We start from the raw sequence: 14,967 nt of genomic DNA on the forward strand, positions 1-14,967 counted from the left end.
TCATGCAGGGCGCGTGAGTGTGGATTACTCTTAAGGCAGGCCATGGACTTTTGACGCAGCGTCGCGGTCCATGGCTGTGCCGATCAATAAGGAGTACGCCAATGCCTGGCCGCGACGACTTGCAAGAACAGCTCAATCAACTGCGCGATCAATTGGATCAGAACCCACCGCTGTCTGAGCCGGAGCGCGAACATCTGCATCAATTGATGGCGCAGATCGAAGCTGAACACCAACTGGATAACCAGCTTCAGGACAACAATCTGGTTGACGGCGTAAACCTGGCTGTGGAACGTTTTGAAGTGGAACATCCAACTATCGCAGGAACACTGCGCAATATCGTGAATGCCTTGGGTAGCATGGGGATCTGACCCCTTCGCATGCAAAAAGCCCTGCTAACTAGCAGGGCTTTTTAGTTTCACATGTCTGCGATGCCCCCCCTGTGGGAGCGAACTTGCTCGCGATAGCGGTGTATCAGCCAACCTCAATGTTGGATGTGCTGCCCTCATCGCGAGCAAGCTCGCTCCCACAAGAGCTCACTTCCACAAGGAAAGTTTATTGCCGGACCAGACGATGGTTTGACAATTGAACGTCTTCAGTACTGCGATACGGGTTGATATCCAGCCCACCACGCCGGACATACCGCGCATACACCGTCAATTTCTCCGGTTTGAGCAAGCGCTGCAGGTCGAGAAAGATCCGTTCCACGCATTGCTCATGGAAATCGGAATGCTGGCGGAAGCTGACGATGTAGGCCAGCAGGCTGGCCGGGTCCAGGGCAGCGCCGCGATATTCCACCGCCACGCTGCCCCAGTCTGGCTGGCTGGTCACCGGGCAGTTGGACTTGAGCAGATGGCTGTGCAGGCTTTCCTCGACGATGCGCGAAGCGTCGCAACGCAGCAGTTCCGGGCGCGGGTGCGCGTAGGAGTCGACGCTGATGTCCAAATCGTCGATGCAGGTACCGGGCAACGCTACGATGCCTTCACGCTCCACGTCCTTTAGGTTGCGGACTCGCACACCCACCGCCCTGCCGGCCGCGGCCGACAGGTCCTGGCGCAGGGTGGCTTCCAGGCTCGCGGTGTCGGCGAACGGGGTCTGGTTCAAGGAGTTGAGGTACAGCTTGAAGGATTTGGACTCGATGATATTCGGCGAATCCGCCGGAATCGCGAATTCACCGATGGCCACCACCGGCTTGCCGGACGGCAACAGCCACGACAGCTCGAAACAGTTCCAGAAATCCACGCCCTTGTACGGCAGGGTCTCGGCCGTCAGGCCCAGTTCCGCCCATTTCGCGGTGCGCGGGATCGGGAACAGCAGTGACGGCGTGTACGTGGCGATGTATTCGCTGGATTTGCCCAGCGGCGAATGTTCGGCTGCGGGATGCATGACGGAAACCTGACTGAAGAATCAGCGGATTCTATCAGCCTTTGCCACAGCCTTTGAGTGCTTACTGACTGACTGTCAGGTCGCCCTTCATTCCGGCCTGGTAGTGGCCGGGAATATTGCAGGCAAACTCCAGGCGCGTGGCCTTGCTGAAGGTCCAGGTCAGCTCGGCGGTCTTGCCCGGCTCCACCAACACGCTGTTGGGGTCATCGTGGCGCATGCTCGCCTGGTCGTGGCCCATGGCGGCATGATCCATCCCCGGCTTCATCGCGGTTGGCATCAACTGGCCGCTCTGCTGCATCTTGAGCATTTCCTGTTGATGGTCGGCGTGCATGGCCGCGTTGCCCAGGTTGAATTCGTGGAGCAACAGGCCTTTATTGATCAGCACGAACCGAACCGTCTCGCCGGCCTTGATATCAAGGGCTCCGGGATCGAACGTCATGTCGCCCATCACCACGTCAATGCTGCGACTGGCCTTGGCCGCCGGCGCGGGCTGGCCAAAATCGAAATGACCGGGCGATGCCCACAGCGGCGCACTGAGGGCCAGTGCACAAGCAGCCAGGATCAAGCGGGTTCCCATCAACATGTCCATACTCCAATCGGATTCAGCGTGTGGGAAACTCTATCGCTGCCGGCCTGCCAGTCGGCTGACCGCTCGATTACAACTTTGTCAGGTTGCGCCACGAGCCCGCCTGCCACGGTATAACGCCCTCGTCCCAACCCTGCCTTGAGCCGCCCATGAAACTGCTGATCGTCGAAGACCAAACCAAAACCGGCCAATACCTGCGCCAAGGCCTGGGCGAAGCCGGGTTCAACGCCGACCTGGTGGCCGACGGCATCACCGGCCAGCAACTGGCCTTGAGCGGTGAATACGCCTTGCTGATCCTCGACGTGATGTTGCCCGGCCGCGATGGCTGGCAAATCCTGCAAGCCGTCCGCGGGGCCGGCCTGGATACCCCGGTGCTGTTCCTCACCGCGCGGGACGCGGTACAGGATCGGGTGCACGGGCTGGAGCTGGGCGCCGATGATTACCTGGTCAAGCCCTTTGCTTTTTCCGAGTTGCTGGCTCGAGTGCGCAGCCTGTTGCGCCGAGGCGGTTCGACGCAACAGGAGACCAGCCTGCAACTGGCCGACTTGCGCCTGGACCTGATCCGCCGTCGCGTCGAACGCAGCGGTCGGCGCATCGACCTCACCGCCAAGGAGTTCGCCTTGCTGGAAATGCTCCTGCGCCGCCAGGGTGAAGTGCTGCCCAAATCGCTGATCGCGTCCCAGGTCTGGGACATGAACTTCGACAGCGACACCAACGTCATCGAAGTCGCCATCCGGCGCCTGCGCATCAAGATCGACGATGAGTTCCCCAATAAGCTCATCCACACCGTGCGAGGCATGGGGTATGTGCTTGAAGAGCGCAGCCTGTGAGGGGCCAGTGGTCGCTGAGCAGCCGCCTGGCGCTGCTGTTCGCCGCCTGCACGGCAGTGGTGTCGTTGTTTGCCGGCGTGCTGTTCAGCCGTGGCAGCGAGGCACACTTCATCGAGCTGGACCAGCAACTGCTCGAAGGCAAGCTGATCGGCCTGCGCCGCGCCCTGCAAGACCTTAACGCCGAGCAGACCCAGCGCCGGTTGGAGGACGAGCTGAGCCGTCAGGCCGACCTGGCGCTGCGCATCAAAGGCAGCGATGGCGTGCGTTGGTACGACAGTTCGATCCGGATTCCGGCTCAGTTGCCGGAGCGGCCCGGCCTGTCGACCCTCAGCGATGCCGACAACGATTACCGGGTGTTGAACGCGCCGCTGTATCCCGACCGAGCCGATTCACCGCAACTGACCCTGTTGCTGGACATCACACATCACCAGCACTTCCTGCAACGCATGCAAAGGCTGATCTGGCTGACCGTCGGCCTTTCGGCCCTGGCCACCGCCCTGCTCGGTGCCTGGGCCGCCCGGCGGGCCTTGCGGCCGTTGCGACGCATGGGCGCCATCGCCGGCAACGTCTCGGCCCGTTCCCTGAACGCCCGCCTGCCCGAAGAGCAAATGCCCGCCGAACTGGCGGAATTGGCCCACAGCATCAACGCCATGCTCGGACGCCTCGACGATGCGTTTCAGCGGCTCTCGGCGTTCTCTGCCGACATCGCCCATGAGTTGCGCACGCCGCTGTCGAACCTGCTGACCCACACCCAGGTCACCCTCACCCGCGAACGCTCCCTGGAGGATTACCGCGAGGCGTTGCACAGCAATCTCGAAGAACTGCAATGGATGGCGCAACTGGTCAACGACATGCTGTACCTGGCCAAGGCCGACCATGGCCTGCTGGCGCTCAATCGCGAGCCGCTGCAGTTGGGCAAGGAAGTGGACGTGCTGCTGGAGTTTTTCGCCCCCCTGGCCGAAGACGCCAATGTGAGCCTGAGCCGCGAGGGCGACGGCCGCATCGAAGGTGACCGCAACATGTTGCGCCGGGCGCTCTCCAACCTGCTGGACAACGCCCTGCGCTTCACCCCCGTCGAGGGCGAAGTGCGGGTGCGGATGGTCGAGGGAACTCAAGGAGTGAGGGTCAGCGTGGAGAACAGTGGCGAGGAGATTCCAGCGGACTTGCTGCCGCGCCTGTTCGACCGTTTCTACCGCGCCGACCCCGCCCGCCAGGAAGGCAGCAGCGAACACGCGGGGCTTGGACTGGCCATTACCCGCTCGATCATCCGTGCCCATGGGGGGCAGATCCGCTGTGAGTCGGTCGATGGCTGGACGCGGTTCCTGATCGAGTTGCCGAAGAAACAGCAAGCCTGATACTCAACCTGTGGCCAGGGGATAAATCCCCTGCCACAAGGATCCTGCAACCGTTTCTGGTTATCAGGAATACCGCAACGCCTGGGCCGGTTCGATCTTCGCCGCGCGCCACGCCGGGTAGACGGTGGCGAGGAAGCTCAGGATGAACCCGGCCGAGCAGATCAGCACCACGTCACCACGCTGCAGCTCCGACGGCAGGTTGCTGACGAAATACACATCGGAACTGAAGATGTGCTGGCCGCTGACCCGTTCCAGCCAGCCCACCAGGGCGCTGACGTTCAACGCCGCAATCACCCCGAGCACACCACCGATCAGCGTGCCGACCACACCAATCACCGTGCCCTGGACCATGAAGATCGCCATGATCTGCCGCGGCGTTGCGCCGATGGTACGCAGGATCGCGATGTCCGCGCCCTTGTCGTTCACCACCATGATCAGCGTGGCGATGATGTTGAACGCCGCCACCGCAACGATCATCAGCAACAGCAAGCCAATCATGGTTTTTTCCATTTTCATGGCGCTGAACAGGCTGCCCTGGGTATGAGTCCAGTCGTCAGCCTTGTAATCCGCGCCAAGGCCAGTGGCGATGTCACCGGAGACCTTCGGCGCTGCGTACAAGTCTTTCACCGCCAGGCGCACGCTTTGCACCTGGTTCGGCTGCCAATGCTGCATCTGCGCGGCGTCGGCCAGGTGGATCAGGGCCATGGAGCCGTCCAGCTCGGCGCCGACCTTGAACACACCCACGACATTCAAGCGCTGCATCCGCGGCGTGATACCCCCCGGCGCGGTGCTGACTTCCGGCACGATCAACGTCAGTTTGTCACCGACATTCAAACGGAAACGCCGGGCCGTGATCTCACCGATGACCACACCGTATTCGCCCGGCTTCAAGGCATCGAGACGCCCCTGGACGATATGCTGGGCAACGATGGACACCTTGCCTTCCTGGGCCGGATCGATGCCGCTGATCTGGATCGGCTGCATCGAACCTTTATGGCTCAGCATGCCTTCCATCTCGGTGAACGGCACAGCGGCGGTGACTTCGGGATTCTTCAGCGCCGCGGCGGCCACCGGTTGCCAGTCGTCGATCGGATTGACGCCGACGATGGTGGCGTGGGGCACCATGCCGAGGATGCGCGAGCTCATTTCGCGCTGGAAGCCGTTCATCACCGACAGCACCACGATCATCGCCAACACACCCAGGGCGAGGCCGATCATCGAGGTCATGGAGATGAACGAAACAAAGCGATTGCGGCGCTTGGCGCGGGTATAGCGCGTGCCGATAAAGATCGATAACGGTCTGAACATTCGCGGAGCACCGTATGAAAATAAAAGACCCGGCACTGTTTTCAAGTGTCGGGTTTCGGTCGGTCAGATGGGCGTCAGGCAACCTTCCTGCAAGTGCAGGACGCGGTCCATCTGCCGGGCCAGGTTCATGTCGTGGGTCACCACCAGGAACGCCGTGCGCATCGAGGTGCTGAGCTCCAGCATCAAGTCCTGGATGCCTTGGGCGGTGTGGGAGTCGAGGTTGCCGGTCGGCTCATCGAGCATCACCAGGCCAGGCTTGTTGACCAGGGCCCGGGCAATCGCCACGCGCTGGCGCTCGCCACCGGACAGTTCGGCCGGCTTGTGTTCCAGGCGATGCCCCAGCCCTACCCGCTCCAGCAACGCCGTGGCGCGCTGACGGGCCTCAGGAATCGCCGTGCGGCCGATCAACAGCGGCATGCAGACGTTTTCCAGCGCGGTGAACTCGGGCAGCAGATGGTGGAACTGGTAGACGAAACCCAGGGACCGGTTGCGCAGCAGGCCACGGGCCTTCTCGTTCAGCGCCGACAGTTCTTCGCCGGCCAGCCAGACACTGCCGGCGGTTGGCGTATCCAGGCCGCCCAGCAGGTTGAGCAAAGTACTTTTGCCGGACCCGGAGGTGCCGACAATCGCCACGCGCTCGCCCGGGTGCAGTTCCAGTTGCAGGCCCGACAACACCACCACCGACTCCGGGCCTTCCTCGTAGGATTTGCCCAGGTTGCGGCAGCTCAAGATCGCTTTTTCACTCATGCCCGACTCACTCATAACGTAACGCCTCCGCAGGCTGGGTGCGCGCGGCACGCCAGGCAGGATACAGGGTGGCGAGGAAACTCAGGACCAACGCGGCGCCGCAGACCATCAACACGTCATCGGACTGCAACTGCGATGGCAGGTAGTCGATGAAGTACACGTCGGCGTTGAGAAACTTGTGCCCGATCAGGCCTTCGAGGGCGGCGATCGCGGCGCTGACATTCAGTGCGGCGAACATCCCGACCAGGGCCCCCACGAACGTACCGATCACGCCGATGACCGTGCCCTGGACCATGAAGATCCGCATGATCTGCCCTGGTGTGGCACCGAGGGTGCGCAAGATCGCGATATCGCCCTTCTTGTCGTTCACCACCATCACCAGCGTGGAAATGATGTTGAACGCCGCCACGGCGACAATCAGCAACAGCAGCAAGCCGATCATGGCTTTTTCCATGCGGATCGCCTGGTACAGGTTGCCGTGGGTCCGGGTCCAGTCCCGTGCGTAGTAGCGGTCTTCGCCAAGCTGCTGGGCGATGGTCCAGGCCACACGCGGGGCCTGGAACAAGTCATCGAACTTCAACCGCAGGCCCTGGACCTGATCCGGTTTCCAGCGATGCAGGCGGGCCAGGTCCTGGAGGTTGGTGACCCCCAGGTAACCGTCCAGCTCGCCAGCGCCCACATGGAAGATGCCGACCACGGTAAAGCGTTTCATGCGCGGAAACATGCCGCCCGGGGTCACGGTGACCTCAGGGGCGACGAAGGTCAGCTTGTCGCCGATGGCCACGCCAAGCTTGGCCGCGGCCTTGTCGCCGATGACGATGCCGAAGCTGCCGGGCGCCAGGTCGTCGAGTTTGCCCTGCTGCATGAAGTTATCGATGATCGACACCTGCCGCTCGAGCCCGGGGTCGACGCCATTGAGCAACACCTTGGACACCTTGCCGTCGTTGGTCAGCAACCCCTGCATCTGGATGAATGGCGCCACGGCCAGCACCTGCGGGTTCTGCTTGACCTTGGCGGCCAGGCTCGGCCAGTCGCTGATGGCTTCGCCGGTTTCGAGGGTCGCGTGGGGCACCATGCCCAGCACGCGGGTGCGCATCTCATGGTCGAAGCCATTCATCACCGAGAGCACGACGATCATCACGACCACGCCAAGGGCCAGTCCGATGATGGACGTCAGGGAAATGAACGATACGAAATGATTGCGACGTTTTGCACGGGTATAACGCGTGCCGATAAATACGAAGAGAGGTCTGAACATGTCGGGGCTTGTTCGGAGGGAAAAGGAACGTCCTTGTGGCGGGGGTCACAAACCAGCTTTACACTCAGACCACCGCCGCTACCATGGGTTCGCCATGTCGACATTAGATGAAGAAGATCGCCGCGAATACTACCGTATCGAGGACACGATCGCACTGGAAATTCGGCCCCTCTCCATTCCTGAAGCTGCTGGCCAGGAAGTGTTGCAGGATGCTTCTCCACTGTTCAACCTGCTCAGTGAACTGCACCTGAGCGAATTCGAGTCACAGCACCTGCTGCGCCAGATCAGCGAGCGCGAACGCAGCGTCGCGGCGTACCTCAAGGCGATGAACAAACGCATCGACCTGCTCAGCCAGGTCATTGCCCTGACGGTGCTCGGCGAAATCGGCGAACCACAGCCGGTGATCATTTCCGAAGGCGGCGTCGACTTCCAATACCCCACGCCAATCGCCGTCGGCGCTCACTTGTCGATCAAGCTGGTGCTGATGCCCCAGGCCCTCGGCTTGCTGCTGCGGGCGCGGGTCACCCACTGTGACCCCAAGGGCGACGGCTACGACGTGGGCACCGAGTTCGAACGCCCCACCGACGCCCAGCGCCAGTTGCTGGCCCGCTACATCCTGCAGAAACAGGCGCAAGAACGGCGCCTGGCCCGGGAACTGAACGAATCAGGTATCAATAAGGAAGAACCGTGACCCTCATCTATGGCCACCGCGGCGCCAAGGGCGAAGCGCCGGAAAACACTCTGACCGGTTTTCAGGAGTGCCTCAAGCACGGCGTACGCCGTTGCGAGCTGGACCTGCATCTTTCGATGGACGGCGAGTTGATGGTCATCCACGACCCGACCCTCAAGCGCACCACGGACCGCCGCGGCAAGGTGGTGGAACACTCCGCCGCCGAGCTGGTGACCTACGATGCGCGCAAAGGCGGCCCGGGATGGATCAAACCGTGCCCGATCCCACGCCTGGAGGAGCTGTTCGAGACGTGTGATTTCGAGCACTGGCAGCTGGAGGTCAAGAGTGCCTCGCGCACCCGCGCCGCGGCCACGGTGCTGGGCATCCGCGAAATGGCCCAGCGGTTCGGGCTGCTGGACAAGATCACCATCACGTCCAGTTCCCGGGAAGTGCTCAAGGCAGCCCTGGACTTGACCCCGGACATCTCCCGCGGACTGGTGGCCGAATACGCCTGGCTCGACCCGTTGAAGGTCGCCCAGAGCTACGGCTGTGAGATTCTGGCGCTGAACTGGACCCTGTGCACGCCGGAACGCCTGATCAAGGCGCAGCGCCAGGGGCTGCATGTGTCGGTGTGGACCGTCAACGAGCCCGCGCTGATGCGCAGGCTCGCCGACTTTGGCGCTGACAGCCTGATTACAGACTTTCCCGGTTTGGCCACTGCCACCCTTGGGAAAGGCTGAAATCGGTCTCCCCGGCCGGCTCAGGCCACCGGCCGGAGCCGCTCAAAAAAGCCGGTTGAGCCCGTCGTACGCCGCTACCCGATAGGCTTCGGCCATGGTCGGGTAGTTGAACGTGGTGTTGACGAAGTACTTCAGCGTATTCAGTTCACCCGGCTGGTTCATGATCGCCTGGCCAATGTGCACGATCTCCGACGCCTGGTAGCCGAAGCAGTGCACGCCCAGCACTTCAAGGGTCTCGCGATGGAACAGGATCTTCAGCATGCCTTGCGGCTCGCCGGCGATCTGCGCGCGCGCCATGCTCTTGAAGAACGCCTTGCCCACTTCGTACGGCACCTTGGCCTGGGTCAGCTCCTGCTCGTTCTTGCCGATCGAGCTGATCTCCGGAATGGTGTAGATGCCCGTCGGCACGTCGTTGACGAAGCGCCAGCTGCCGTTGTCGACAATGCTGCCGGCGGCCGAGCGGCCCTGGTCGTGGGCGGCACTGGCCAGGCTCGGCCAGCCGATCACGTCACCGGCACCGTAGATGTTCGGCACGCAGGTGCGGTAGTTCTCGTCGACTTCGATCTGGCCGCGGCTGTTGACCTTCACGCCGATGTTTTCCAGGCCCAGGGTGTCGGTGTTGCCGGTACGGCCGTTGCACCAGAGCAAGGCGTCGGCCTTGATCTTCTTGCCGGATTTGAGGTGCAGGATCACGCCATTGTCGACGCCTTCGACCCGGTCGTAGTCTTCGTTGTGGCGCACGGTGATGTTGTTGTTGCTGAAGTGATAACTCAGGGCCTGGGAGATTTCCGAGTCCAGGAAGCTCAGCAACTGGCCGCGGTTATCCACCAGTTCCACCAGCACACCCAGGCCGCTGAAGATCGAGGCGTATTCGCAACCGATCACGCCGGCACCGTAGACGATGAGCTTACGCGGGGTGTGACCCAGGCTCAGGATGGTGTCGCTATCGTAGATCCGTGCATGGTTGAAATCGATGTCGGCCGGGCGATACGGGCGCGAACCGGTGGCGATGATGATGTGCTTGGCCACCAGCTTCTCGACCACGCCATTGCCGCAGACCACTTCGACCGTCTGCTCGTCGGCAAAGCTGCCCGTGCCGAAGAACACGTCCACGCGGTTGCGGGCGTAGTAGCCGGTGCGCGAGGCCACTTGCTTGGAGATCACCTTCTCGGCGCTCTTGAGCACGTCCGGGAAGGAGAACCAGCGCGGCTCGCCGATGGCCCGGAACATCGGGTTGGTGTTGAACTGCATGATCTGCCGGACCGAGTGACGCAAGGCCTTGGACGGGATGGTACCCAAGTGGGTGCAGTTGCCGCCGACCTGCCGACGGCTGTCGACCATCGCCACCTTGCGCCCTGCCTTGGCCGCGTTCATTGCCGCGCCTTCCCCCGCCGGGCCGGAGCCCAGTACCACCACGTCGTAGTTGTAGACAGCCATGCGTACTCCTCAGAACAGGCCGCGACGCCTCACTAGGCATCGACGGCTAAATCATGCCGGCCTGCGGCATGAAGGAACAATTTGGGGCCGGTTCACGAGCCCGGCCACAGTCTATAGAAGCGTCAACGCCGCGCACATTACCCCTTGGTCGCGTCGTAGGCTAGGGGGCGTTCTCAATTAGTTTCCCCACCGCGTTGTGCCTTAAAGCGGGCCAGGCAAGGCGCAGGCTGCTGGGAATGGTGTTCCCTTTCCAAGGCCTGCAACGCAGCATGGCCCGCTTTAAGGCGCAACCCGGAGGGCCGGGCCTGCTGTTGTGCAGGGCTGCGTTGCTCGAAGCTTATTTGGAATGACCAAACCACGCTTCTCGCGCCTTGCCCTGCACAACAGCAGACCCGGCGCGGCGGGGAAACTAATTGAGAACGCCCCCTTTGCCTGCGCTATTTCGCCACAGGCAAGCTTTCATTGCGCTGTCATCATTGGGTTTTCCCGCCGCTGATCCGTTCAAACGCATCGTTGGTCCGCGTGACAAACCGCTCGCCGTCCCGGAGCACGAAAAATACCCCGACACCATGTTTTTCGGCATAGTCCCAACCCCGTTCGGGGCCGAGAATCAGCAACAGCGTCGATAGTCCATCGGCCATCAGCGCCGAAGGATGAATCACCGTGACTGACGCCAGGTTATGTAGGACCGGCGCACCAGTACGTGCATCAAAGGTGTGGGAATAACGCCGACCGTCCTGTTCGAAATAATGACGGTAGTCACCCGAGGTGGAAACGCCGTAGCCGTTGACCTCAATGACACGCTCCGCCACTTGCCGGTCATCCCGGGGCTCTTCCAGGGCGATGCGCCAGGCCGAACCATCGGGTTTGCGCCCGACGGCCTTGAGTTCCCCGGTGGCTTCGGTCAGGTAACTGTCGATGCCCAGGGCCTGGAGCCTGGCGGCGATACGGTCGACGGCATAACCGGCGGCGATACTGTTGAAGTCGACTTCCACCGCGGCGTCCTTGCACAACCGGTCGCCCTCAATACGCAAATGACCATGACCGACGCGCTGGCGCACCAAGGCCAAGGCTTCTGCAGTCGGCACTTTCTCTTCCCGGGACTGGGGCCCGAAGCCCCACAGGTTCAACAGCGGCTCCACGGTCAGATCAAAGGCCCCATCGCTTTGAACCGACAACTGCTCGCCCACGCGGATCAACGCCAGGACCGGCCCAGGCATGACCTGGCAACTGTTGGCCGGCAATGCGTTGAAGCGCTCAACGTCTGAATCGCTGCGATAAGTCGAGAGTTGCCGATCTACTTCGGCAAGGATGTTTTCCACCTCGACCTGCACCGTTTTCGGCGCGGGCCCGGCGGAATGTCTGACGTACTGTATGGAATAATGACTGCCCATGGTCGGGCCGTCGAAACGTTCCACGGTGTCGCCGCTGCCACAACCGGACAACACGCCGGCCAGCACCACAAGCTTTCCCCACCGTCCAGTTAACAAATCTTCATCTCCCCTCAAAACCGCGCCGGCCATTATGAGCTTCAGCGCGTGCATGCGCGAACCTGTGGGAGCGAGCTTGCTCGCGATGGCGGCGTGTCAGCTACATCGATGCTGGTTGATCCACCACTATCGCGAGCAAGCTCGCTCCCACACGGGATACAGCGCCCTCATACAAGATTTGCCAGAGTGAGTACCTACCCATGTCTTCCACCACGAGCAACGGCAAAGCGATTTTTCGCGTTGTCAGCGGCAACTTCCTGGAGATGTTCGACTTCATGGTCTACGGCTTCTACGCCACAGCCATCGCCAAGACGTTCTTCCCCGCCGACAGTGCGTTCGCCTCGCTGATGCTGTCCCTGGCCACGTTCGGTGCCGGGTTCCTGATGCGTCCCCTGGGGGCGATTTTTCTCGGTGCCTATATCGACCGCCATGGCCGTCGCAAAGGCTTGATCATCACCCTCGCGCTGATGGCCATGGGCACCCTACTGATCGCCTGCGTGCCAGGCTATGCGACCCTCGGCGTGACGGCCCCCTTGCTGGTGCTGCTGGGCCGATTGCTGCAAGGCTTCTCCGCGGGCGTGGAGCTGGGTGGTGTGTCGGTCTACCTGGCGGAAATCTCCACGCCGGGGCGCAAGGGTTTCTTTGTCAGTTGGCAATCCGCCAGCCAACAGGCGGCCGTGGTGTTTGCCGGCCTGCTGGGGGTTGGCCTCCATCACTGGCTGAGCCCCCAAGAGATGGGCGACTGGGGCTGGCGCGTACCGTTCCTGGTGGGTTGCATGATTGTTCCGGCCATCTTCATGATTCGTCGTTCGCTGGAAGAAACACCTGAATTCCAAGCAAGAAAACACCGCCCCAGCCTGTCGGAAATTGTCCGCTCCATCGGTCAGAACTTCGGAGTTGTCTTGGCCGGCATGGCGCTGGTGGTGATGACCACCGTGTCGTTCTACCTGATCACCGCCTACACACCGACCTTCGGCAAGGCCGAGTTGAACCTGTCGGACCTGGATGCGCTGCTGGTCACGGTGTGCATCGGCTTGTCGAATTTCTTCTGGCTGCCTGTGATGGGGGCGTTTTCCGACAAGATCGGACGCAAACCCCTGCTGCTCGGTGCGACGATCCTGGCGATCCTGACCGCCTATCCGGCGCTGGCCTGGCTGGTGGCGAATCCCAGCTTCAGCCACTTACTGATCGTCGAACTATGGCTGTCGTTCCTGTACGGATCCTACAACGGTGCCATGGTGGTGGCCTTGACGGAAATCATGCCGGTCGAGGTACGCACCACCGGCTTCTCCCTGGCCTACAGCCTGGCGACAGCGACGTTCGGCGGCTTTACCCCGGCGGCCTGTACCTACCTGATCCACGTGCTCGACAACAAGGCTGCACCGGGGATATGGCTCAGTGGGGCGGCGGTGCTGGGGTTGATTGCGACCCTGGTGTTGTTCAAGGGCAACCGTCATGAACTGCGGACTGCGCAGGCTTCGATGGTGAGCGGCGCCTGATAGATTGCCTTCGCGAGCAAGCCCGCTCCCACATTGGACCGCATACATCAGCAACAACTCGGTCAACTGTGGGAGCGGGCTTGCTCGCGAAGAGGCCGGCGCACTCAACACAAAACCTCCAGACAAAAAAACGCCCCGACAAGTCGGGGCGTTTTCACGAACGGCTAAGGCTTAGCGCGGGAACGCTGGCGGGTTTACCCCGGCCATGTCTTCCATCACGCGAACCACCTGGCAGCTGTAACCGAACTCGTTGTCGTACCAGACGTACAGGACAACGCGGTTATCTTGGCTGATGGTGGCTTCGGCATCCACGACACCGGCGTGGCGCGAGCCCACGAAGTCGGTGGAGACCACTTCCTGGGAATTGACGAAGTCGATCTGCTTATGCAGATCGGAGTGCAGCGCCATGTAGCGCAGGTACTCGTTCATCTCTTCACGGGTGGCGGCTTTCTCGAGGTTCAGGTTGAGAATGGCCATCGACACGTTCGGCGTCGGCACGCGGATCGCATTGCCGGTCAGCTTGCCGGCCAGTTCAGGCAGGGCCTTGGCGGCGGCGGTGGCGGCACCGGTCTCGGTGATGACCATGTTCAGCGCGGCGCTGCGGCCACGGCGATCACCCTTGTGGAAGTTGTCGATCAGGTTCTGGTCGTTGGTGTACGAGTGAACCGTTTCGACGTGACCGTTGACGATGCCGAACTTGTCGTTCACTGCCTTGAGCACCGGCACAATGGCGTTGGTGGTGCAAGAGGCGGCGGAGACGATCTTGTCGTCAGCGGTGATGTCACCGTGGTTGATGCCGTGAACGATGTTCTTCAGCTTGCCCTTGCCTGGCGCGGTCAGGACAACGCGATCGACACCCGGGCAGGCCAGGTGCTGGCCCAGGCCGTCGGCGTCACGCCATACACCGGTGTTGTCCACCAGCAGCGCATCCTTGATACCGTACTGGGTGTAGTCCACCTCGGTCGGGTTCTTCGCGTAGATCACCTGGATCAGGTTGCCGTTGGCGGTGATGGTGTTGTTTTCTTCGTCGATGGTGATGGTGCCGTTGAACGAACCATGGACCGAGTCGCGGCGCAGCAGGCTGGCACGCTTGGTCAGGTCGTTCTCGGCGCCCTTGCGCACCACGATGGCCCGCAGGCGCAGGCCGTCGCCACCACCGGTTTTTTCGATCAGGATGCGCGCCAGCAGACGGCCGATACGGCCGAAACCGTACAGGACCACGTCAGTGCCTTTGCGAGGCGAAGCGTTCTGCTGGCCAACCACATCAGCCATCTCTTCACGCACGAACTGCTCGGCGCTACGGCCATTGCCTTCGTTGCGGAACTTGAACGCCAGCTTGCCCAGGTCCACCGACGCCGCGCCGAGCTTGAGCTCGCTCATGGCCTTGAGCAGGGGGAATGTTTCGTGGACGGAGAGTTCGCTGTCGTCGGAAGAACGGTGGCGAGCAAAGCGGTGGGCTTTGAGGATCGCGATGACAGACTGGTTGATCAGGCTGCGGCCATAGATCGAGCTCACCACGTTGTTATTGCGGTAGAGCTGACCGATGAGAGGGATCATCGCTTCGGCGAGCGCTTCACGATCAATCCATTCACCAAGACACTGGTCGGGCTTCTGAGTCACGGTAACCTTCCACATGTAGGGGCTGAAAAAAGGGGCTACATTAT

At 61.8% G+C, this 14,967-nt stretch carries 14 protein-coding genes; 6 read left to right on the top strand and 8 right to left on the bottom strand.

Annotation, left to right across the window (positions count from 1 at the left end):
* Positions 1 to 101 precede the first annotated feature (101 nt).
* A complete protein-coding gene (locus BT125_RS13990; RefSeq protein WP_072407795.1) occupies positions 102 to 368 on the top strand; it encodes a DUF4404 family protein in 267 nt (88 codons plus the stop codon).
* Positions 369 to 552: 184 nt separating this feature from the next.
* Here BT125_RS13990 and queF read toward each other — a convergent pair whose 3' ends face one another.
* Together queF and BT125_RS14000 are read right to left on the bottom strand one after the other, a co-directional pair.
* Entirely contained in the window at positions 553 to 1,383 is an 831-nt protein-coding gene (queF, locus tag BT125_RS13995) for an NADPH-dependent 7-cyano-7-deazaguanine reductase QueF (RefSeq protein WP_072407797.1), read from the bottom strand.
* Between the two features lie 61 nt (positions 1,384 to 1,444).
* Entirely contained in the window at positions 1,445 to 1,966 is a 522-nt protein-coding gene (locus BT125_RS14000) for a copper-resistant cuproprotein CopI (RefSeq protein WP_072407799.1), read from the bottom strand.
* 152 nt (positions 1,967 to 2,118) lie between these two features.
* Between BT125_RS14000 and BT125_RS14005 the strand changes: the two genes are divergently transcribed.
* Positions 2,119 to 2,799, top strand: a complete 681-nt coding sequence (locus BT125_RS14005) for a heavy metal response regulator transcription factor (RefSeq protein WP_072407801.1) — start codon at positions 2,119 to 2,121, stop codon at positions 2,797 to 2,799.
* Positions 2,796 to 4,154 carry a heavy metal sensor histidine kinase gene (locus BT125_RS14010; protein ID WP_072407803.1) on the top strand — a complete coding sequence of 453 codons (1,359 nt, stop codon included), beginning with the start codon at positions 2,796 to 2,798 and terminating at the stop codon, positions 4,152 to 4,154. Before BT125_RS14005 ends, BT125_RS14010 begins: the two co-directional genes overlap by 4 nt.
* 63 nt (positions 4,155 to 4,217) lie before the next feature.
* On the opposite strand, the gene BT125_RS14015 is transcribed toward BT125_RS14010, so the two are convergent.
* The 3 genes from BT125_RS14015 to BT125_RS14025 form a co-directional block, all read right to left on the bottom strand.
* Positions 4,218 to 5,462 carry a lipoprotein-releasing ABC transporter permease subunit gene (locus BT125_RS14015; RefSeq protein WP_072407805.1) on the bottom strand — a complete coding sequence of 415 codons (1,245 nt, stop codon included), beginning with the start codon at positions 5,460 to 5,462 and terminating at the stop codon, positions 4,218 to 4,220.
* A 63-nt stretch (positions 5,463 to 5,525) separates the two neighbouring features.
* Positions 5,526 to 6,209, bottom strand: coding sequence for a lipoprotein-releasing ABC transporter ATP-binding protein LolD (lolD, locus tag BT125_RS14020; RefSeq protein ID WP_162843734.1), 684 nt, complete (start codon positions 6,207 to 6,209; stop codon positions 5,526 to 5,528).
* A 7-nt stretch (positions 6,210 to 6,216) separates the two neighbouring features.
* Positions 6,217 to 7,467, bottom strand: coding sequence for a lipoprotein-releasing ABC transporter permease subunit (locus tag BT125_RS14025; RefSeq protein WP_072407807.1), 1,251 nt, complete (start codon positions 7,465 to 7,467; stop codon positions 6,217 to 6,219).
* Between the two features lie 94 nt (positions 7,468 to 7,561).
* Between BT125_RS14025 and BT125_RS14030 the strand changes: the two genes are divergently transcribed.
* Together BT125_RS14030 and BT125_RS14035 are read left to right on the top strand one after the other, a co-directional pair.
* Positions 7,562 to 8,158: a PilZ domain-containing protein gene (locus tag BT125_RS14030; protein ID WP_060738399.1), complete on the top strand. Its 597-nt coding sequence runs from the start codon at positions 7,562 to 7,564 to the stop codon at positions 8,156 to 8,158.
* On the top strand, positions 8,155 to 8,877 hold the full coding sequence (locus tag BT125_RS14035; protein ID WP_072407809.1) for a glycerophosphodiester phosphodiesterase: 723 nt from the start codon (positions 8,155 to 8,157) through the stop codon (positions 8,875 to 8,877). The genes BT125_RS14030 and BT125_RS14035 overlap by 4 nt, the downstream gene beginning before the upstream one ends.
* Before the next feature lie 42 nt (positions 8,878 to 8,919).
* Here the strand turns inward: BT125_RS14035 and sthA are convergent, their stop codons facing one another.
* Entirely contained in the window at positions 8,920 to 10,314 is a 1,395-nt protein-coding gene (gene sthA, locus BT125_RS14040; protein WP_003183399.1) for a Si-specific NAD(P)(+) transhydrogenase, read from the bottom strand.
* A gap of 473 nt (positions 10,315 to 10,787) precedes the next feature.
* A complete protein-coding gene (locus BT125_RS14045) occupies positions 10,788 to 11,837 on the bottom strand; it encodes an FAD:protein FMN transferase (protein ID WP_371857810.1) in 1,050 nt (349 codons plus the stop codon).
* A gap of 167 nt (positions 11,838 to 12,004) precedes the next feature.
* Between BT125_RS14045 and BT125_RS14050 the strand changes: the two genes are divergently transcribed.
* Entirely contained in the window at positions 12,005 to 13,303 is a 1,299-nt protein-coding gene (locus tag BT125_RS14050; protein ID WP_072407812.1) for an MFS transporter, read from the top strand.
* 171 nt (positions 13,304 to 13,474) lie between these two features.
* Here the strand turns inward: BT125_RS14050 and BT125_RS14055 are convergent, their stop codons facing one another.
* Positions 13,475 to 14,938 carry a glyceraldehyde-3-phosphate dehydrogenase gene (locus BT125_RS14055; protein ID WP_072347504.1) on the bottom strand — a complete coding sequence of 488 codons (1,464 nt, stop codon included), beginning with the start codon at positions 14,936 to 14,938 and terminating at the stop codon, positions 13,475 to 13,477.
* Positions 14,939 to 14,967: the final 29 nt, after the last annotated feature.

Source organism: Pseudomonas sp. NFACC04-2 (genome assembly GCF_900119265.1).
Taxonomy (GTDB): domain Bacteria; phylum Pseudomonadota; class Gammaproteobacteria; order Pseudomonadales; family Pseudomonadaceae; genus Aquipseudomonas; species Aquipseudomonas fluorescens_AA.